This window comes from Blautia sp. ZXY-1-C6, assembly GCF_056339875.1.
Map to the genome: position 1 here is coordinate 1 of NZ_JBWJVQ010000293.1, position 19224 is coordinate 19224.

Annotated in this window: 17 protein-coding genes and 2 pseudogenes; 14 read left to right on the forward strand and 5 right to left on the reverse strand. The window is 38.9% G+C overall.

What is annotated here, in order from left to right; all coding sequences use genetic code 11:
* Nucleotides 1-734: ATP-binding cassette domain-containing protein (locus AC075J_RS18050; protein ID WP_476390584.1), on the forward strand; the 734-nt coding region annotated here is incomplete at its 5' end.
* 362 nt (nt 735-1096) lie between these two features.
* Here the strand turns inward: AC075J_RS18050 and AC075J_RS18055 are convergent.
* The 3 genes and pseudogenes from AC075J_RS18055 to AC075J_RS18065 all read right to left on the reverse strand — a co-directional run bounded on the left by AC075J_RS18055 (nt 1097) and on the right by AC075J_RS18065 (nt 3169).
* Entirely contained in the window at nt 1097-1348 is a 252-nt protein-coding gene (locus AC075J_RS18055; RefSeq protein ID WP_476390585.1) for a DUF6219 family protein, read from the reverse strand.
* A 103-nt stretch (nt 1349-1451) separates the two neighbouring features.
* Nucleotides 1452-2248, reverse strand: a pseudogene (locus AC075J_RS18060) (Rpn family recombination-promoting nuclease/putative transposase).
* Nucleotides 2249-2383: 135 nt separating this feature from the next.
* On the reverse strand, nt 2384-3169 hold the full coding sequence (locus tag AC075J_RS18065; RefSeq protein ID WP_226839680.1) for a hypothetical protein: 786 nt from the start codon (nt 3167-3169) through the stop codon (nt 2384-2386).
* A 561-nt stretch (nt 3170-3730) separates the two neighbouring features.
* Here AC075J_RS18065 and AC075J_RS18070 point away from each other — a divergent pair.
* The 4 genes from AC075J_RS18070 (at nt 3731) to AC075J_RS18085 (ending at nt 7420) form a co-directional block, all read left to right on the forward strand.
* Entirely contained in the window at nt 3731-4648 is a 918-nt protein-coding gene (locus tag AC075J_RS18070; RefSeq protein WP_118338733.1) for a helix-turn-helix transcriptional regulator, read from the forward strand.
* Nucleotides 4645-5277, forward strand: coding sequence for a GyrI-like domain-containing protein (locus AC075J_RS18075; protein ID WP_008705622.1), 633 nt, complete (start codon nt 4645-4647; stop codon nt 5275-5277). Before AC075J_RS18070 ends, AC075J_RS18075 begins: the two co-directional genes overlap by 4 nt.
* A gap of 4 nt (nt 5278-5281) precedes the next feature.
* The gene (locus tag AC075J_RS18080; RefSeq protein WP_008705621.1) at nt 5282-6028 is read left to right on the forward strand and encodes an N-acetyltransferase; all 747 of its coding nucleotides are present in this window, start codon (nt 5282-5284) and stop codon (nt 6026-6028) included.
* Between the two features lie 450 nt (nt 6029-6478).
* Nucleotides 6479-7420, forward strand: a complete 942-nt coding sequence (locus tag AC075J_RS18085) for an Abi family protein (RefSeq protein WP_055068095.1) — start codon at nt 6479-6481, stop codon at nt 7418-7420.
* 63 nt (nt 7421-7483) lie between these two features.
* On the opposite strand, the gene AC075J_RS18090 is transcribed toward AC075J_RS18085, so the two are convergent.
* Nucleotides 7484-7675 carry a hypothetical protein gene (locus AC075J_RS18090; protein WP_008705619.1) on the reverse strand — a complete coding sequence of 64 codons (192 nt, stop codon included), beginning with the start codon at nt 7673-7675 and terminating at the stop codon, nt 7484-7486.
* Nucleotides 7676-7844: 169 nt separating this feature from the next.
* Here AC075J_RS18090 and AC075J_RS18095 point away from each other — a divergent pair, with 169 nt between their 5' ends.
* The 6 genes and pseudogenes from AC075J_RS18095 (at nt 7845) to AC075J_RS18120 (ending at nt 17948) form a co-directional block, all read left to right on the forward strand.
* Nucleotides 7845-10817 carry a TOTE conflict system archaeo-eukaryotic primase domain-containing protein gene (locus AC075J_RS18095; RefSeq protein ID WP_476390586.1) on the forward strand — a complete coding sequence of 991 codons (2973 nt, stop codon included), beginning with the start codon at nt 7845-7847 and terminating at the stop codon, nt 10815-10817.
* Entirely contained in the window at nt 10810-12489 is a 1680-nt protein-coding gene (locus tag AC075J_RS18100) for a recombinase family protein (RefSeq protein ID WP_476390587.1), read from the forward strand. Before AC075J_RS18095 ends, AC075J_RS18100 begins: the two co-directional genes overlap by 8 nt.
* Nucleotides 12490-13419: 930 nt before the next feature.
* Nucleotides 13420-13974, forward strand: coding sequence for a manganese efflux pump MntP (locus AC075J_RS18105; RefSeq protein WP_008705613.1), 555 nt, complete (start codon nt 13420-13422; stop codon nt 13972-13974).
* 112 nt (nt 13975-14086) lie between these two features.
* Entirely contained in the window at nt 14087-15682 is a 1596-nt protein-coding gene (locus AC075J_RS18110) for a DUF1002 domain-containing protein (RefSeq protein ID WP_020993380.1), read from the forward strand.
* Nucleotides 15672-16286 carry a GNAT family N-acetyltransferase gene (locus tag AC075J_RS18115; protein ID WP_022380836.1) on the forward strand — a complete coding sequence of 205 codons (615 nt, stop codon included), beginning with the start codon at nt 15672-15674 and terminating at the stop codon, nt 16284-16286. The genes AC075J_RS18110 and AC075J_RS18115 overlap by 11 nt, the downstream gene beginning before the upstream one ends.
* A 458-nt stretch (nt 16287-16744) precedes the next feature.
* Nucleotides 16745-17948 (forward strand): annotated as a pseudogene (locus AC075J_RS18120) (class I SAM-dependent rRNA methyltransferase).
* A gap of 12 nt (nt 17949-17960) precedes the next feature.
* On the opposite strand, the gene AC075J_RS18125 reads toward AC075J_RS18120, so the two are convergent.
* A complete protein-coding gene (locus tag AC075J_RS18125; RefSeq protein ID WP_306452300.1) occupies nt 17961-18110 on the reverse strand; it encodes a DUF6783 domain-containing protein in 150 nt (49 codons plus the stop codon).
* Here AC075J_RS18125 and AC075J_RS18130 point away from each other — a divergent pair.
* Genes AC075J_RS18130 through AC075J_RS18140 form a run of 3 tightly spaced genes read left to right on the forward strand, consistent with a single transcriptional unit; the run spans nt 18042 to nt 19153 of the window.
* Entirely contained in the window at nt 18042-18200 is a 159-nt protein-coding gene (locus tag AC075J_RS18130; protein WP_320055377.1) for a DUF6783 domain-containing protein, read from the forward strand. The genes AC075J_RS18125 and AC075J_RS18130 overlap by 69 nt on opposite strands.
* Complete coding sequence (locus AC075J_RS18135; RefSeq protein WP_008705608.1) at nt 18197-18706, forward strand: flavin reductase family protein; 510 nt, start codon at nt 18197-18199, stop codon at nt 18704-18706. Before AC075J_RS18130 ends, AC075J_RS18135 begins: the two co-directional genes overlap by 4 nt.
* A 36-nt stretch (nt 18707-18742) precedes the next feature.
* The gene (locus AC075J_RS18140; RefSeq protein ID WP_008705607.1) at nt 18743-19153 is read left to right on the forward strand and encodes a TFIIB-type zinc ribbon-containing protein; all 411 of its coding nucleotides are present in this window, start codon (nt 18743-18745) and stop codon (nt 19151-19153) included.
* Nucleotides 19154-19224: the final 71 nt, after the last annotated feature.

Sequence of the window (19224 nt, forward strand, 5' to 3'; positions counted from 1 at the left end):
TTCTTACAACTGTTTTAAAACAAACGGAAGGAATGGTTTCCCTTGATGGAATTCTGTATAACGAGGGAAATTATGAGAAAATACAGAAAAAGATTGGTTATCTTCCACAGGAAATCGACTTATATCCGAATCTTACGGTGAAAGAATGTCTTGTATATATGGGGGGACTGTCAGGAGTAGCCAGAAATGACCTCGAACAAAGAATTACCTATTATCTGGAAAAGACTTCTCTTACAGAGCATCAGAATAAAAAAATGCGGCAATTATCTGGTGGTATGAAGAGACGTGTCGGACTCATACAGGCACTTCTTAATAATCCGGATTTTTTGATTATTGATGAACCTACCACCGGGTTAGATCCGGAAGAAAGAATCAGGATCCGCAATCTTTTGGTTGATTTTTCAAAGGATAGAACTGTGCTGTTTTCCACTCATGTAGTAGAAGATTTAGCAGCAACCTGTACACAGCTTGCCATTATGAAAAAGGGAAGTTTTTTATATTCTGGAAGCGTGAGTGGGTTGCTGGAAAATGCAAAGGGCTGTGTTTGGAATTGTACGGTACAAAATGCAGAAGAAGCCCGTTTGTTAGAAGCCAATTATTCTATATCATCTAAGCAGTATGTAGAAAATGGAATTCATATGAAAGTATTAAGCAAAGGAAAGCCAAATGAGAATTGTGTCCTGGATAATGATATCACTTTGGAAGATGCATATATTTATTTGACGAATAGTTGAATATAACGGCGGGCAAGTTGCCCGCCGTAAATTATGCTTATTTTGTTAAAAGACCGGATAGATTTTTTCCAATGCAAAATCCAATCTGTGGATATAACTCCTGATCAAGAAAATGCGGATATTTTTAAATTGATTGTGTCAATTTAAAATCAATTTCTATTCAATGTGGTTTTCCGGTAGGTTCTGTAAAATAAGCTCAGATTAAAACAATGACGGGAGGAGCTTATGCAACAGAATATTGAATTTGAGCGGTGCATTGATTTTCTGGTACGGATGATTGATAAGTACGGCGAAGAAGTCCTCCGGGAGTTGGAGGAAGAAAAATAGAATAAAGAAGAAAAAACAGCATAGAATACTTCTTTTCATAGCATTTGTAAGACCGTCGAAGTCTCCTTTTCACAGGTTCGGCTTGCTATTCTCCATCGGAAACAGAGTCTTTCTTTTTTAGACTTACCAGAAATCATTTCATGCCCAGAATAGATAGCTATGATCATGCAGAACAGAGAGCTACAAGCAAAATACTTATGAGCGGATTTCATATTTTTATAGCCAGTATAAAAGATTCCAAACATTGCTGCCGATGCACCAAGTGACCAATATTTATGTGCTTTCATCTTAGATTTCTCCTGCGTTTTTTTATTATGATTCAGTTTTTTTCTTTTATTTATAAAGAAATGAGGAACACATCTGTATATAGCGAGATGGTTTCTCTTTTTGTTATGCGGTTTTTTGTACAGCCAGCGCTTCGATTTCTTCTAAGGTCAGGTCTGTAAAAGCGGCAATATCTTCGTAAGTGAGTTTACCGGAGGCCAGCATACGTTTAGCAATTTCAATGCGTTCAGCTTTTCGCATATTTTCCATCTCTCTGCACATAGTCAAAACTCCTTCCTCATCTTCTTTAAAATAACGTACTCTGTCAGCAAGGATTTTATAATACATGTCTTTCGGATTGGTACAGGAAAAATCGTGCATTAGTTTTCCGAGTTCTGTTTCATCTTTGATTTGGGAATTTATATAAATAATATGAGCTTCATCACCGAATGGTTCACCGGTTTCCTGGATGATGCGGTCAACATGATAAATTGGAAGCCCGGCTTTTAATACATCATTTTCGGTAATAAAAATCACATAGGTTTCAGTGAGAGCATCATATTTATCGCCAGCTTCAGTTATATTGGCATCTATAAGACTGCTATTGTATCTTGCACGTTTTGCATCAGCACCACGATCACTTCTTTGAATTTCTATATTATAAATGCGGTTATTGGAATCAACAGCTAATATATCCAAGCGAATAGAACGTCCCTGTAAATTTTTTATATCGTATTGTCCCTGCACAGATTGTACTTTAAGGTCATGTCTTTGCAAAATAATTTGAAGTAGAAATTCCGCACATGCCTTATCTTCAAAAACTTTACTCATAAAATCATCATCTAAAAGACGGAACCCCTGAGGCGTTGTAGATCTTCTTTATGTTTTTGCTCAAAATCTAATGTTTCTTCTGTATTATCCATTGTAAAAACACCACCTGCTTTCCTTTAGAATGGGACATAGTAAACATGGATTCCTGTATCATTATTTTAACATGGCAAATAGTAATCCTCAATACCTGAATTTTGAAATGACAAATGCCGATAAAAAATAACAGTCTATAAATCTTTTACTTTTTCAATCTGTTCATTCACATCTTTAAGTTGCTGTTCAGTATCTTTTAAAGATTTTCTGGGAGCACTGGTCTGGTCTGATGCCTGATTGAGTTCTACATGGAAATCATCAAGAGAATCATAGCCATGTTCCTGTATGTAGGCAACAGTCTGAGCCATCTGCTTCAAATTGGTGAGCTTTACTTTTTGAGCATAGGCTCCACTTTGCTGTGCTTTAATACAGGTTTGCAGATCTATGACAAGCCGGAGATCTGATTTTATGAAAATGAATGGTGTAGAGATAGCAGAAGTATCAGAGAAAGGAACAGTTGGTAAATCTGTGGAAGTATTCGGAGACTGCTGTTCCAGAATTTCTTCTTTCTGTTCTCTATGGGATTTCGTGTTTTCCTCAAATGCTTTCAAGAGAAAATCTTCTGTGTATCTGGTTCCAAGATTCCTTTCAGTGATATATTTTTTTCTGCCAGGGTGAAGATAGCTGTATCGGTTTCGACTGATCGTGAAGATGATGTGATATTTTACATCAAGGATTTTTGAAAATTCCTCTGGTGATTGGGCGGTGCTTGCAGCATCATCAATAGCGTCACGAAGAAATTGTTTTTCTGTCTGGTAACGTGTTTCCTTTGGTGTGATTCCATCTTCTTTCATTTTCTGATTCAGTTCATCGAGCTTTTCCTGTCCACGGCGTTGTGCCCAATATTCTTTTTCTGTGATTTTTCTTTCAGCAGGAGTGAGCAGATCAACCTGATGTAGCGGGTGGATTACTCCACCCATTGCTGTTAACCGATTGTTTTAATTGGACAATCTAACCGCTTTTAACCGAGCATTTTAACTGGACGCTCTAACCGCTGCGCAGATATTTCTATCTGTGTTTTTATTATATGCAATTTACAGTAAAAAACCAATGCCTTTAATTGCTAAAATTTTATGAACTTTTTTCGATATCTATGGAATCGTTTTTATCACAGACAGGAACAAAAAGAAAGAGATAGCAGATGGGTATAAAAAGTTTGCTTGGTTTCGGTCAGGCGAGGGATAAGCCTGTACGGAATTACAGTAATGGTGAGTATTCGTTCAATTTCGGACAAAGCACCAGCGGAAAGAGCGTCAATGAAATAAGAAACATTGATAAAGGTTTATCTGATGGCTTGGAATGCATTGGTTGAGAACCGAGAGGGAGAAAATTTAACTAATGCTATTGAGTCTTCAGACATTGGGAATAAAACCTTATGTTTGCAGGCTTTTTGTTTACAGAAAAATTTTTCGTGGATATAATAAACATGACATATAGTTGTCGTGTTGTGTTAGATATGATATGTATGGAGTGTGGAAACTATGAAGACAGATAGGCTTATTGGGATATTGTCAATCTTACTGCAGGAAGAAAAGACAACGGCTCCTGAACTGGCAGAAAAATTTGAGGTATCCCGCAGGACAATAAACCGGGATATTGAAGACCTTTGCAAAGCAGGCATTCCAATAAGGACGGCACAGGGGACCGGTGGTGGTATTAGTATTATGGACGGATATCGTATGGATAGGACGATTCTGACATCCAAAGATATGCAGATGATCCTTGCGGGGCTGAGAAGTCTTGACAGTGTGAGTGGAAACCGATACTACGGTCAGTTGATGGAGAAAATCCAGACCGGATCATCAGAGTTTATCAGTGAAAGAGACTCTATGTTGATTGATTTGTCTTCATGGTATAAAGGCTCTCTTGTTCCGAAAATCGAAGTAATCCAAAATGCAATAGAAAACAGGCATACTATACAGTTTAAGTATTATGCTCCATCTGGAGACAGCAACCGAAGGATAGAACCGTATTATCTGGTTTTTAGGTGGTCAAGCTGGTATGTATGGGGGTGGTGTTTAGAACGTGAAGATTACAGATTGTTTAAGTTGAACCGTATGGATTGCGTTACAGAATCGGAGCAGTTTTTTATGTGCAGAAATGTACCAATGCCGAATTTGTCAAATGAGAAGATATTTCCGGGCGGGATAAAGGTAAAAGTCCTTTTCGCCCCGGATGTAAAGTGGCGGTTGGTTGAAGAATTTGGACCGCATTGCTTTACCAGGACGGATGATGGAAGGCTGCTTTTTTCGGCGGATTATACAGATATGGAAAACCTTGTGACATGGCTCATGACATTTGGAGCAAAGGCTGAGGTGCTTGAGCCGAAAGAAGCACGGGACATTATCCGCAGGAATGCGGAAGAAACATTAAAAAGCTATGGAGGATTAGGAAAATGACGTTTGATTATAAAAAGGAATACAAAGAGTTTTACATGCCGAAGGGAACACCGTCTATTGTCAGAGTCCCGAAAATGAATTATATAGCGGTGAGGGGAAGCGGTAATCCAAATGATGCAGATGGAGAATATAAGCAGTCTATTGGACTTTTGTATGGAATTGCATTTACGATAAAAATGAGTAAAAAGGAAGACCATCAGATTGACGGATATTTCGATTATGTGGTGCCGCCATTAGAGGGATTCTGGTGGCAAGAAGGCGTGTCAGGAATCGATTATGCGCGCAAGGAAGAATTCAAGTGGATTTCTGTTATTCGCTTGCCTGATTTTGTTAGCAGGGAAGATTTTGACTGGGCAGTCAGAAAAGCTACGGAGAAAAAGAAACAGGATTTCTCCAAAGTTGAGTTCTTTTCGTATGATGAAGGTCTGTGTGTACAGTGTATGCATATCGGATCGTATGACGATGAGCCTGCTACAGTAGATGAGATGCACAGATTTATGGAAGAACAAGGATATGCACTGGATATTACTGATCAGAGAATGCACCACGAAATTTATTTGAGTGATGCACGGAGGGTGGCACCGGAGAAACGCAAGACTGTGGTCAGGCATCCGATAAGGAGGGCTTAAAGGTATGGAATATATTAGAGTTACGAAAGAAAATCTTGAAAAGGAGCACATTTGCTGCGCCATTTCCAACAATAAAGATATTCAGGTATCATCAAAAAAGGCATGGCTTGCGGATAGATTTGATGAAGGTCTTGTGTTTCTTAAGAGCGTAGAACGCGGCAAGTGCTTTATTGAGTACATACCTGCGGAGTGTGCATGGAATCCAATCGAAGCACCTGGTTATATGTATATTAATTGTTTGTGGGTGTCCGGATCTTTCAAAGGCCATGGATATTCAAGTGACTTACTTTCCGAGTGTATTGAGGACAGCAAAGAAAAGGGGAAGAAAGGCCTATGTATTCTTGCAGCAGCAAGGAAAAAGCCATTTCTGGCCGATTCGAAGTTTCTAAAATATAAAGGATTTAAAGCTTGTGATGAGGCTGATAATGGAATCCAGCTATGGTATCTGCCGTTTGAAGAGAAAACTGAGCCACCGGTGTTCAAGGAATGTGCAAAACACCATCATATAAATGAAAGCGGCTATGTTCTTTATTATACAAACCAATGTCCTTTTAATGCAAAGTATGTACCAATCTTGGAAGAAACCGCTCAGAAGAATGGTATTCCACTCAAAGCTGTGAAGATTGAAAATAGGAAGGATGCTCAGAATGTACCAACGCCAATCACGACTTATGCACTATTTTGTGATGGGGAGTATGTTACGAATGAGCAGATGAATGATAAGAAATTCTTAAAGCTGGTGGGAAGATAGGAGAAAACAACATGGCATCAACAAAGGTATATTTGAATTTATGTTTCTCTCTTAATTTATGGCAGGTTTTATCGAGCTGAAGCCGGTAATAAAAAAATACTATAAAACAAAACAGAAAAGCTGACGTAAAAATAGCAGGTACCATAAGGCCTGCGAGCATTTTTTCTTATATTTAACTGTCAAACTCCCGTGTATTGATTTTCTGGTACGGATGATTGATAAGTACGGCGAAGAAGTCCTCCGGGAGTTGGAGGAAGAAAAACAGAATAAAGAAGAAAAAATAGCATAGAATACTTCTGAGCGGATATGGCTGAGAATGTTTTGACATATTGACAGGACATTTAAAATGACGTATACTAAGCTCAGTGATCGTTCTGTAGAAACTTGAGAAGCCTACAGGCGGGGGAGAGCCTGCGGGTCTCTCCCTCTTTTGTTTTAAGGAGAAATGAGATGCAGACACCGAAAAAATTCTCTTCTTTTAGTGACCAGGTTTCCTGGATCAGTGATGAAAAGGGAATAAAAATAAAAGACAGAGAATATGCGGAAGAGATGTTACGCCAAATAGGATATTTTCCTCTTATGGGAGGATATAAACATCTTTTTAGAATATCAAACACAAAAAAATATAAAGCAGGAACAAGTTTTGAAGAAATAGTCAGTCTGTATAAGTTTGATGCAGAGCTTAGAGAGTTGTTCTTTAAATATTTACTGCAGATTGAGCGACAGATGCGTTCTTTGATGTCATACTATTTTACTGAAATGTATGGAGCAGAGCAGAAGCAGTACCTGGACGCTAATAATTATAATAATACAAAAAGAAATCATGCAACAATCGTAAAGTTGATAGCGACCTTGAAACGAGCAACAACGACCACAGATTATACATATATCAACTATTACCGCAAGACATATGGTGAAATTCCATTATGGGTTTTGGCAAATGTACTTACGTTTGGAAACTTATCAAAAATGTTCCGAGTGTTTCCGCAGTCCTTAAAATCAAAAGTATCAAAAAACTTTGAACCTTTGAATCAGCATCAGATGGAACAGTTTCTATCTGTTCTCACTAAGTATAGGAATGTATGTGCCCATGGGGAACGACTGTTTACATACAGAACAGTAGATGCTATTGCGGATACACCGCTTCATAAAAAACTTTCATTACCACAGAGCGGTAATCAGTACGAAAAAGGAAAACAAGATTTGTTTGCTGTGGTGATTGCTTTTAGATATCTATTACCTGGAAAAGATTTTCTGGAATTTAAAAGAAAGCTCATAAAAGAGATTGACCGAGTAAACAGAGAAGTAGAGCATATAAGCGAAGTTGAATTATTGAATAAAATGGGTTTCTCGGAAAACTGGAAAAGTATTACCAAATATCATTTAAAGTAAAGAAATATCCTCTAAGAGATAGTGAAATACCTATTGTCTTAGAGGATTTTTTATTGAAGAATTTTAATATTTAAGAGTTTGTTTTTTCCTTTTTGACATTAAAGATAAGATTTCTTGTGGGTTTGTCAACTGACGTCCGGGAAGTGTCTGCTTTGGTGTGCGGTCGCGGTCGGCTTCGTCAATCGCTGCAATAAAAAGTTTTACGCTGTTTGGATTGGATATGACAAAATTATGAGTAATACTTGAAGTAGCCATACGAACACCTCCTCTTTTCGGGTTTTTTTTGTATTAATTATACGATTGACAGAGAAATGCGTCAATAAGAAAAATAAGCATTGAAAATAGTTGGAACAAGTACTAAAATAAAGTTGGGACATGAAATGAAGGTTACATTACGAAATAATAAGAATTGTAGGTGGAAGGTTTGAACATAGAAGCATATGATGCGGATTCATTGAGAAAGATGGTTAGGCTGCTTGAATATGAGAACAAGATATTAAAAGATAAATTGAAGAAAGCAGGCATTTCCTATGAAGAGGTGAATCCTTTTGAAGAAAAAATAGAAAGTGCAGAAGAATATGACCTGGATCAAGGGAATCGTATTGTAAATCCACCGTATATTACAGAGAAAATGGCAATACGTTTCTTTTCGATGTTTTGGGGAAGAGAAGATGTATATGCCAGAAGAGGAAAGAACGGGGGCTATTTTCCACAATGTGCGAATCGTTGGAATGACCGGCTTTGCCCTAAACAACGTAAAGAGAAGGTATTGTGTGATGAATGTGAAAATACCAAATGGATTAGTTTGGATGTTAAAAAAATAATTGATCATTTGTTAGGCACAAAAGAAGATGGATCAGATGTAATAGGTGTATATCCTTTACTGCCAAATGGTACATGCAGATTTATTGTATTTGATTTTGATAATCACGAAAAAGGAGCAGAGGTTACGGACTTTGCAAATACGGATAATGAGTGGCATAAAGAAGTGGATGCGCTTAGAAAAATGTGTGAGCTTAATGGTATCAGACCTTTAGTTGAGAGATCTCGCTCCGGGAAAGGGGCACATGTATGGATTTTCTTTAAAAAGGCAATACCTGCGGCAACAGCAAGGAATTTTGGATTTCTCCTGTTAGACAAGGGTTCGACTTTTATCAATCTGAAATCGTTTCATTATTATGATAGAATGTATCCTTCGCAGGATGTGGCAAGCAGCATAGGTAATTTGATTGCATTGCCATTACAGGGGCAGGCTCTTAAAAATGGAAATAGTGCTTTTGTAGATGAAAATTGGAATGCTTATCCTGATCAATGGGATGCTCTTTTCAATAAAACAAGAAAGCTGGGAATAGAAGATGTTGAACAATGCATGGCAAAATGGCAGGGAGAATTAGCAGAAGTCAGAGGAATGCTTACTAATATTGAGAAGAATGTCAGACCGAAACCATGGAAGAAGAAATGTGAGTTTTGTAAGTCAGATGTTGTGGGCAAGCTTCACATGGTATTGGGCAATGGAGTTTATGTTGATACTCTGAATCTTATGCCAAGAATACAAAATCAGATTCGTAGTTTGGCGGCATTTGATAATCCGGAATTTTACAAAAATAAAAGGCTGGGATATTCTAATTATTATAATTTCAGTGCTGTATATTTAGGTAAGGATATAGATGGATATATACAGATTCCGAGAGGACTGCGGGAAAATATTATACAGGAATGTGAAAAAGCAGGCATTTCAGTTGATGTTTCAGATCAAAGAGAAACAGGACAACCTATCAGAGTATCTTTTAAAGGTGATTTGCGAATGCAACAGGAATTAGCAGCAGAAAAATTATTATCACATTCAGATGGGGTTCTGAGTGCGGCAACTGCATTTGGAAAGACTGTAGTATGTAGTTACCTTATTGCAGAGCGAAAAGTAAATACGCTCATTTTGCTGCAAAGTAAAGATTTGCTTAATCAGTGGGTTGATGAATTGAATCATTTTTTAGAGATAAGAGAAGAACCACCGGAATATGAAACAAAAACAGGAAGAAAGAAAAAAAGAAATAGTGTGATAGGCGTTTTGCACGGAAATAAAAATACATTGACAGGGATTATAGATGTTGCAATGGTTGGTTCAATGTACAGCAGAGGAAAATTTAATGAACGGATTAATTATTACGGAATGGTAATTATGGATGAATGTCATCACGCAGCTTCTAACACATCTATGGAATTATTGCAGAAAATAAATGCAAAATACGTGTATGGTGTTTCTGCTACACCTAAACGTGGTGACAGTCTTGATCGGATCATCTATATGCTGTTAGGACCTTTGAGACATAGATTTACTGCATTGGAGAGGGCTAAGGAACAGGGGATTGGACATTATTTTGTCCCAAGATACACAAGAGTAGTTGATACGGTAGAAAGCAAGGATAATATTAATAAAGCATATAATTTGATTAGTACCAGTAAGGTGCGTAATGAAATGATTGTAGATGATGTTATAACCTGTATTACGAGAAAACAGACTCCTGTAATTTTAACGAGATTTAAGGAACATGCAAAATTTTTATATGATGCCCTGAAGGGAAAAGCTGATCATGTATTCCTTTTATATGGTGATAATTCTGATAAGGAAAATACAGAAATAAGAGGAAGATTAAAACAGGTACCTGGAAGTGAATCACTTGTATTAGTGGCAACCGGTCAGAAGATAGGAGAAGGATTTGATTTTCCAAGACTGGATGTATTAATGCTTGCAGCACCTGTATCTTTTGAAGGACGCTTGGAACAGTATGTAGGTAGATTAAACAGAGATTATGTCGGAAAAGAAGCCGTTTATGTGTATGATTATATTGATTCGCATGTGCGTTATTTTGATAAAATGTATGCAAAAAGATTGAGAACGTACAGGAAGACAGGATTTTCAATCTGGACACAAGAGTTGCAACCTAAACAAATAATAAATGCAATATTTGATTCTGTAAATTATACCGAAAAATTCGAGCAAGATATTGTAGAGTCAGAAAAAATGGTAGTAATTTCCAGTCCGGATATCAGACAGGATAAAATTGACAGATTTTTATTACTAATCACGAAGAGACAGGAAGTAGGGGTAAAGGTCACTGTTATTACAACAGATCCGGAAGATATTACTTACGGAAAGTCAGATGTATGTTATGAATTAATCAGAGCAATGCAATTGGTAGGAATAAATGTGATAACAAGAACAGAAGTAGAAGAATGTTTTGCTATTATTGATGATGAAATAGTATGGCATGGTGGGATGAATCTACTTGGAAAAGCTGATGTCTGGGATAACTTAATGCGTATCAGAAATTCACAAGTTGCGACTGAATTGTTGGAAATTGCTTTGGGATGTTCTGAGGAGAGGAGGAAAAGTGAGTAAAAAGATTAAATGCGATATATATACCAGAGTATCCACAACCATGCAGGTAGATGGCTATAGTCTGGATGCTCAGAAAGAAAAACTCAAGAGATATGCGGAATTTCAGAATATGGAAATCGTAAATGAGTATTCCGATGAAGGTAAGTCTGGAAAGAGCGTAGAGGGCAGACCGGAATTTCAGAGAATGTTGGATAATATTGAGAATGGAACAGATGAGGTTCAGTTTGTACTGGTGTTCAAGCTTTCCAGATTCGGGCATAATGCGGCAGATGTTTTAAATTCTTTGCAGAGGATGCAGGATTTTGGAGTGAATCTGATCTGTGTAGAAGATGGAATTGACAGCTCAAAAGATAGTGGAAAGCTGATGATTTCTGTCTTGTCTGCGGTGGCAGAGATTGAAAGAGAGAATATCCTTGTTCAGACAATGGAAGGACGCAAGCAGAAAGCCAGGGAAGGAAAATGGAACGGTGGGTTTGCTCCATATGGTTATGAATTGGTAAATGGAGAATTGCAAATCGCAGAGGACGAAGCGGAGATTATTCGCCTGATCTATGATAAATTTATTCATACTAATATGGGAATCTCAGCGATTGCTGCATGGCTGAACCAGCATGGATATAAAAAGAAAAAACGACAGAATAATACACTGGATGCATTTGCTTCTTCGTTTATAAAAGGCGTTCTGGATAATCCGGTATACTGTGGAAAGCTGGCTTATGGACGAAGGAAAAACGAGAAAGTTTCTGGTACAAGAAATGAATATCGCATTGTAAAGCAGGAAAATTATATGCTGCACGATGGTATTCATGAAGGGATTATTTCGGAAACAGACTGGGAGCTGGCTCATCAAAAACGGGAAAAAACAGGTGTGAAATATGAAAAGACACATAGCCTCGATCATGAGCATATTTTATCCGGAATATTGAGATGTCCGTTATGTGGAAGCGGTATGTATGGAAACGTGAACCGAAAGAAAAAGAAAGACGGAACCTTATATAAGGATTATTTCTATTATGCCTGCAAACATCGTCGCCTGGTAGATGGTCATAAATGTGGATATCGTAAACAATGGAGCGAGGAGAAGATTAACAATGCAGTGAAAGAAATTATTCGGAAGCTGGTGAAGAATCCGAAATTTGAAGAAGCAATTCTGAATAAAATCGGTTCAAGAATAGATACAGAAGAAATAGAAAAAGAGATTGAAAGACTGGAAAAACAGCACAGGCAACTGACCGGAGCAAAAGGAAGACTTGGACAGCAGATGGATAGTCTGGACATCATGGATAAATTTTATGAAAAGAAATATCAGGATATGGAAACACGACTGTATCGGCTGTACGATGAAATCGAAGGTGTGGAAAACAGCATAGAGGAAGTAAAGAACCGCTTGTTAAATATCCGGCAACAGAAAATATCAGAAGAAAACGTCTATCAATTTCTTTTATATTTTGATAAACTATATGATAAGTTCACCGACTTGGAGAAGAAAGAATTTCTTAACAGCTTTGTAGAACAGGTGGACATTTACGAGCAGGAGCAGCCGGATGGCAGATTCCTGAAGCACATAAAGTTCCGTTTCCCGGTGTATTTTGGAGATAGAGAGACACAGGAACTTTGTTGGGACAACGAAAGTACCGTTGAAAGTTGCGCTTTATTGTCTAAACTAGAATAAAAACTGGATGAGAAGGTGACTAGTACATCGTTTTCGAAATAACTATACCACTCACTTGTCTGCGAATCCGATTGCACAGGTCTAAAAGCCTCAGCGTAGCCCGCTACGCCTGCGTTTTTATACCAGCACACTCGAATCCGCATCCTACGCGATTGGTATAGTTATTTACGAAACGATGTACTAGAATTCGAAGAATCGCCATATAAGTCAACAAATGCCGGGTAAACTGATGACTAGAATTCGAAGAATTGCCATATAAGTCAACGAATGCCGGGAAAGCAGATGACTGGAATTCGAAGAATCGCCATATAAGTCAACGAATATCGGGAAAGCATATGACTGGAATTTGAAGAATTGTCATATAAGTCAACGTATGTCAGGGAAACTGATGACTGGAATTTAAAGAATCATCATTTGAGTCAATACATGATTGATATTTGTTGACTAGGTCAAAGTGTAGCCGGTAAATTGATGACTCATACAGGAAATTTCGCAACGAGGGTCGATGATCAGCTGGTTATATCTAGTGTGCTGACAAGGAGGTGCATATTTTTGGCATCGTGAAGCGTGTTGCTGTGAACAGTAACGAGGTGGTGCTTATGAGCTCCAGACTGACAAAAAATCTACTTGATAAATATAGATCAATATGATAAAATAAGGCCATTCTCCGCGAGGGAGTAATCGGCATATTCCGGAACATTTTTCAGATATGTTTTGAAGAGTGTGTAGTACTATCGACATAATGGTGCCATATGCACCCGGTATTACAGTAAACGATGAGACTCATGGACAGTTAAAACAGCTGTCTGTGTGTCTCTTTTTTTATGCTGCAGGAACATTACAGCAGTTCAGATAACATAAAAAAGTCTTCCGGGAAGGGTTCTATGTTACTGAAAAATTATTTTATACAGGAAAAGGAGCAAAAAACACATGAATATTTTTGAACTTTTTATACTGGCGATAGGCCTGTCTATGGATGCATTTGCAGTATCTGTCTGTAAGGGCCTTTCCCTGGGCAGAATCAATGCAAAGCATATGTGTATCGCAGGCGCATGGTTCGGGGGATTTCAGGCATTAATGCCCCTTGTGGGATATTTTGGCGGACGATTCTTTGCAGATAAGGTTACCCGATACAGTCACTGGGTAGCTTTTGTCCTTCTGGTGTTCATTGGTGCCGGCATGATCAAAGAATCGAAAGAGGAAGAACATGTAAATGCGGATATGGATATAAAATCCATGTTCATCCTTGCAGTGGCTACCAGTATTGATGCACTGGCAGTGGGAGTGACATTTGCTTTTCTGAAAGTAGAGATTGTATCAGCAGTATCCTTTATCGGTGTGATCACCTTTGTCTGTTCAGCAGCAGGGGTAAAGATAGGCAGTCTTTTCGGAATGAAATACAAATCCAAAGCGGAATTATGCGGAGGTATTATCCTTATCCTCATAGGTACAAAAATCCTGCTGGAAGGACTGGGAATGATATAAATAATAATTACAAATCTCAACTCAAACGTGTTATAATACTACTATTAATGAACAGGCATGAAATGATTATCCGCCTGAATAATTTAAATAACATATCAGGGAGGTTTCTATTATGAAAAAAGTAAAAACAGCAGCAGCACTTTTATGCAGTGCATGTCTGGTACTTTCAGGAACTGCTGTACCGACAATGGCAGATTCAGTGAAGGTTGTGACGCTGGGAGCTGATCTTACTCAGGACCAGAAGAATACAATGATGAAATATTTTAATGTAGACAGTAACCAGGTACAGATTCTCACTATCACTAATCAGGATGAGAGAGATCATCTGAGTGCTTATGTACCGTTAGAGCAGATCGGAACCAGAACAGTGAGCTGTGCATATGTAAAGCCGACTCAGTCAGGCGGTATCAAAGTAAGAACAGCCAACCTTAACTGGGTAACATGTAACATGATCGCAACGTCACTTTCCACATCAGGTGTCAAGAACTGTGAAGTTGTAGCCGCCTGCCCGTTTGAGGTATCCGGCACCGGAGCGCTTACAGGTATTCAGATGGCGTACGAGACAGCTACAGGGGAGCAGCTTGACAGCACGAAGAAAGAACTTGCTACAGAGGAAATGGTAGTGACAGGAAATCTGGCTGATGAGGTTGGAAAGAATGATGCAACTACTGTTATGAATAACTCGAAGATACAGGTTATCAAAGATAATGTCCAGAATGTGGATGATATCTATAATATCGTAGTAAATGTTGCTCAGCAGAATAATGTAAATCTGGATTCTGACCAGATTAATAAGATTGTAGAGCTTCTGAAACAGATTGCGCAGCAGGAGTACAATTATGATGATGTAAAAGCAACACTGGAGCAGGTAGAACAGAATACATCCGGTGATAATGATGAGCTTGGTGATATTGATGATGAAGAGGATGACACTGTAAATGCAGGTGATCCAGCAGATGGTGATGATATCCTGAATAATGTGGATAACAGTGCTTTAGGCGGAGATATCGTAGAGAGTTCCACAGAGAATCCATCGCTGGAGGAGGATTCAGGTCTGATTGAGGACGACGGGGACGATCAGAGTGACGGAGACCTCAGCGAAACAGAGGAACCGCAGGAGCCGGATGGTGATGAAACTACGGATGACAGTACACTTGGAAATACAGATGAAGGTGATACAGACTCCGATGAAGGAACAGATGATACAGAAAATGATACCACATCAGATGAATTGGATACTTCTGCACTGACAGAAGATCAGAAAACCATGTTTGATAAAGCTGAGAATTTCTGCAAGGGAGAATATGAAGGCGATACCACTGCTCTTACAACAGCTATGGAAGATGAAACAGCAACAGCTTCCGTAACTCTTGATGCTGAAAATGGTGCAACTCTTGCTAAGAATGTGGAGAAGGCATATCTGAAAATTCTTACAGAAGGCACAGCTTCTTATCAGGCAGATGGAACTGAAATTTACATGAGCACAGAGCTCAATATGGTAGATAAGTCCATGAAGGAAATCTTCGGATTAAGTGCAGATGCACAGGCAAGTCCGGAGCTTGGAGAACTTTCAGATGATGACAGACAGACCTTATATAATGAAACAATGAAATTCTTTGAGAAACTCTACGGAGAAAGTACAGAGACTTATGATACAACGGATGCAGATTCCACAGAGACTGCAGGCGGCGAGGAAAATGCAGAATAATCAAAGCATCATGCAGATTTCAGAGAATAAGGATGGTTCTGCAAAGGTATTGTTCAGGATACGAAAAGCAGAGATGGCAGATGTGGATGAGATCATGGCTGTTATGCATGAAGCGAAGAATGATAAAGAGCATCCGGACTGGTTTGTATCTGATGATGAGGAATATGTCAGGACACATATAGAAGAACAGGGTTTTGTGATCGTGGCACAGACAGCAGATGGTTCTGTTGCGGGTTTCTTCCTTATTAAATATCCTGAAAACAGGGAAGATAATCTGGGAACTTATCTTGATTTTGATGAGGAACAGCTTTCCCATGTTGCAGTCATGGATTCGGCAGTTGTGTGTTGTGCATACAGGGGAAACGGGCTGCAGGGGCATATGCTGGAAGAAGCGGAGAGATTGCTGGATACAGACCAATATTATTATCTGATGTGCACCATACATCCGGATAATCAGTTCAGCAGACATAATATGGAAATCCATGGATATGAAGTTAAGAGAACGGCACTCTGTTACGGAGGTCTGCCAAGATGTATCCTTCTTAAGGATTTAACCGAATCAGGGAAGTCCCCTGCACAGGTTGTGAAAAGCAGCAAACAATAATAGCAATGGAAAGCAGTTGGTGAAATTTTTGTGATTTTGCCGGCTGCTTTTTGTTATGTATGGAAAAAATGAGATGAATGTGATAAAATGATGTGATTATAGCAATCCTCGTAAATAATGAATCTTAATCCGGCCCATCAGAGTGTGAAACCTGAAACTGTCTTAAATGCATTATTTATGTTACTGTTCACTGGTAATATCCCGCGATGTGTTTTTGGTGAGCGAAGGTCACAGAAAACCCGAGACATACTGCGCGAATTTATGCGATTAGCATAAATTAAGTTTGCGAAGCAAACGATACTCCTTGGGCATTGCACAAGGAGGTTCATATTTCCTGCATCGCGAAGCGTGTTGCTGAGAACGGAGTGAACAGTAACTTATTTATGAGGGCTGCTATAGAAAACAGAGTCATATAATTGACAAAAGATAAACATAAAAAAATACAAGGAGAAATACGAATGGGAATGGCAGTAGTAACTCTGAAAAAGGGAGAGGGAAGACTTCTGAAATCCGGCGGAATGTGGATTTTTGATAATGAGATAGATACAGTCATGGGAAATTTCGAGAACGGTGATATTGTACTTGTCCATGATTTTGACGGATATCCTATGGGAAGAGGGTTCATTAATACTAATTCTAAGATTACGGTACGTCTTATGACCAGAGATGAAAATGTTGATATTAATGAAGAACTTTTGGAGAAGCGTGTACGTGATGCATGGGAATATCGTAAGAAAGTGGTAGATACAGGATGCTGTCGTCTGATTTTTGCAGAGGCAGATTTCCTTCCGGGAATTGTGGTGGATAAATTTTCGGATGTACTGGTAGTTCAGTCACTGGCTCTGGGGATCGATCGTTTTAAAGAAACAATCGTAGAACTCCTCAGGAAAGTCCTGGCAGAAGATGGGATCACTATTCGCGGTGTTTACGAAAGAAGCGATGTGAAGGTGCGCAAACAGGAAGGAATGGAAATGGTTAAGGGTTTTATAGGACCAGAGTTTCCAACACTTGTGCAGATTGAAGAAAATGGTGTAAAATATGAAGTTGACGTAAAAGACGGGCAGAAAAACAGGATTTTTCCTGGATCAGAAATATAACAGGCTTGCAATTCAGAAACTCTGTAAGAATGCGAAAGTTCTGGATTGCTTTACACATACAGGTTCTTTTGCACTGAATGCGGGAATCGCAGGAGCTGCGAGCGTAACCGGTGTGGACGCTTCTCAGCTGGCGGTAGATCAGGCAACCGCTAATGCAACATTGAATGGTTTATCCGACAATGTGAAATTTATTTGCGAGGATGTTTTTGAACTGCTCCCTGAGCTGGAAGAGAAAGGTGAGAAATTTGATGTTGTAATTCTTGATCCTCCTGCATTTACCAAGTCCAGAAATTCCATTAAAAATGCAGTAAAAGGATACAGAGAGATTAATCTGCGTGCCATGAAACTGGTAAAAGACGGCGGATTTCTGGCAACCTGTTCCTGTTCTCATTTTATGGACTATGAATTATTTACCAAAACCATCGGACAGGCAGCAAAGAATGTACATAAAAGACTTCGCCAGGTAGAATACAGGACACAGGCACCGGATCATCCGATCCTGTGGGCGGCAGATGAGTCTTACTATCTGAAGTTTTACATATTCCAGGTATGCAATGACAGATGATTATTTGGCATATCAGGTAGGGGCAAAATATCTTTTGCCCCTAGAGCGTGTCTGAAAAATCATTTCCACAATCTGCACGCCCCACTTTGCGGTATATTTTGCCCGAATTCGGTTGCCGTAGCCCGCTACGACACCCTCATCCGGGCAAAATCTCCCACAAATTGTGACATATATCTTGCGGAAAGCATTTTTCAGACACGCTCTAACATCATAAGAGTACACAATAAAGAAAGAGAGGAAATAATATTATGAGTTTCAGAGAAGTAAAAGCAGAAGAACTGACAATGAATCCATTTACCAAGATTGGAAAGGAATGGCTGCTGATCACAGCCGGAAATGAAGAAAAATGCAATACCATGACAGCAAGCTGGGGTGCAATGGGTGTTATGTGGGGAAAGAACGCAGTGACAGTGTATATCCGTCCTCAGAGATACACCAAGGAATTTGTGGACAGGGAAGATACATTTACAATTTCTGTTCTGGGAGAAAAATATCGCAAGGCATTAAATTATTGCGGAAAGGTTTCCGGAAAAAATGCGGATAACAAGATTAAAGAAGCAGGACTGACTCCTTACTTTACAGACGGAACAGCCGGAATTGAAGAAGCTGACATGATCATGGTCTGCAAAAAAATGTATCATGATGAGATTAAACCGGAATGCTTTGATGCCGGGGAAAACGACGGTAAGTGGTATCCGCAGAAAGACTACCATACCATGTATATTGCAGAGATCCTGAAAGTTCTTGTCAGAGAGTAAAAAATGCATTACAAACAGTAAAAAAGAGGTAGTTTAATGAAAGACAAATTAAACAGATTCATGCAGGGGCGTTATGGAGTGGATAATTTTGCAAGATTCACTCTCGGTGTGGCACTTTTCGTCATTGTTGTAGGTTCTTTTATGAGACAAAACGCAGCCGGAGGCGTTCTGGATACAGTTGGATTTATTCTTATCATTTATACATATTTCAGAATCCTTTCCAGAAATATCTCTGCACGATATGCGGAAAACCAGAAATATCTGGGATATACTCAGAAAATCCGTAGCTGGTTTACCAGAGAGAAAAATATGATGGAGCAGAGAAAAACACATCATATCTATACCTGCCCGGGTTGTGGACAGAAAATTCGTATTCCCAGAGGAAAAGGACAGAAGGTAGAGATTGAATGTCCGAAATGTCATGAGAAGTTTATCAAAAGACGTTGATTTGCTGCAAACACGCTCTGGCAGATCATCATAAGTTATGGGCTGGAGGAATTATGTTTGGTTATATAGTA

Excerpts from the sequence above, each read along its gene's own strand:
- AC075J_RS18055 (WP_476390585.1), bottom strand. The coding sequence starts at position 1,348 with ATGAAAGCACATAAATATTGGTCACTTGGTGCATCGGCAGCAATGTTT.
- AC075J_RS18065 (WP_226839680.1), bottom strand. The coding sequence starts at position 3,169 with ATGGGTGGAGTAATCCACCCGCTACATCAGGTTGATCTGCTCACTCCT.
- AC075J_RS18070 (WP_118338733.1), top strand. The coding sequence starts at position 3,731 with ATGAAGACAGATAGGCTTATTGGGATATTGTCAATCTTACTGCAGGAA.
- AC075J_RS18075 (WP_008705622.1), top strand. The coding sequence starts at position 4,645 with ATGACGTTTGATTATAAAAAGGAATACAAAGAGTTTTACATGCCGAAG.
- AC075J_RS18080 (WP_008705621.1), top strand. The coding sequence starts at position 5,282 with ATGGAATATATTAGAGTTACGAAAGAAAATCTTGAAAAGGAGCACATT.
- AC075J_RS18085 (WP_055068095.1), top strand. The coding sequence starts at position 6,479 with ATGCAGACACCGAAAAAATTCTCTTCTTTTAGTGACCAGGTTTCCTGG.
- AC075J_RS18090 (WP_008705619.1), bottom strand. The coding sequence starts at position 7,675 with ATGGCTACTTCAAGTATTACTCATAATTTTGTCATATCCAATCCAAAC.
- AC075J_RS18105 (WP_008705613.1), top strand. The coding sequence starts at position 13,420 with ATGAATATTTTTGAACTTTTTATACTGGCGATAGGCCTGTCTATGGAT.
- AC075J_RS18110 (WP_020993380.1), top strand. The coding sequence starts at position 14,087 with ATGAAAAAAGTAAAAACAGCAGCAGCACTTTTATGCAGTGCATGTCTG.
- AC075J_RS18115 (WP_022380836.1), top strand. The coding sequence starts at position 15,672 with ATGCAGAATAATCAAAGCATCATGCAGATTTCAGAGAATAAGGATGGT.
- AC075J_RS18135 (WP_008705608.1), top strand. The coding sequence starts at position 18,197 with ATGAGTTTCAGAGAAGTAAAAGCAGAAGAACTGACAATGAATCCATTT.
- AC075J_RS18140 (WP_008705607.1), top strand. The coding sequence starts at position 18,743 with ATGAAAGACAAATTAAACAGATTCATGCAGGGGCGTTATGGAGTGGAT.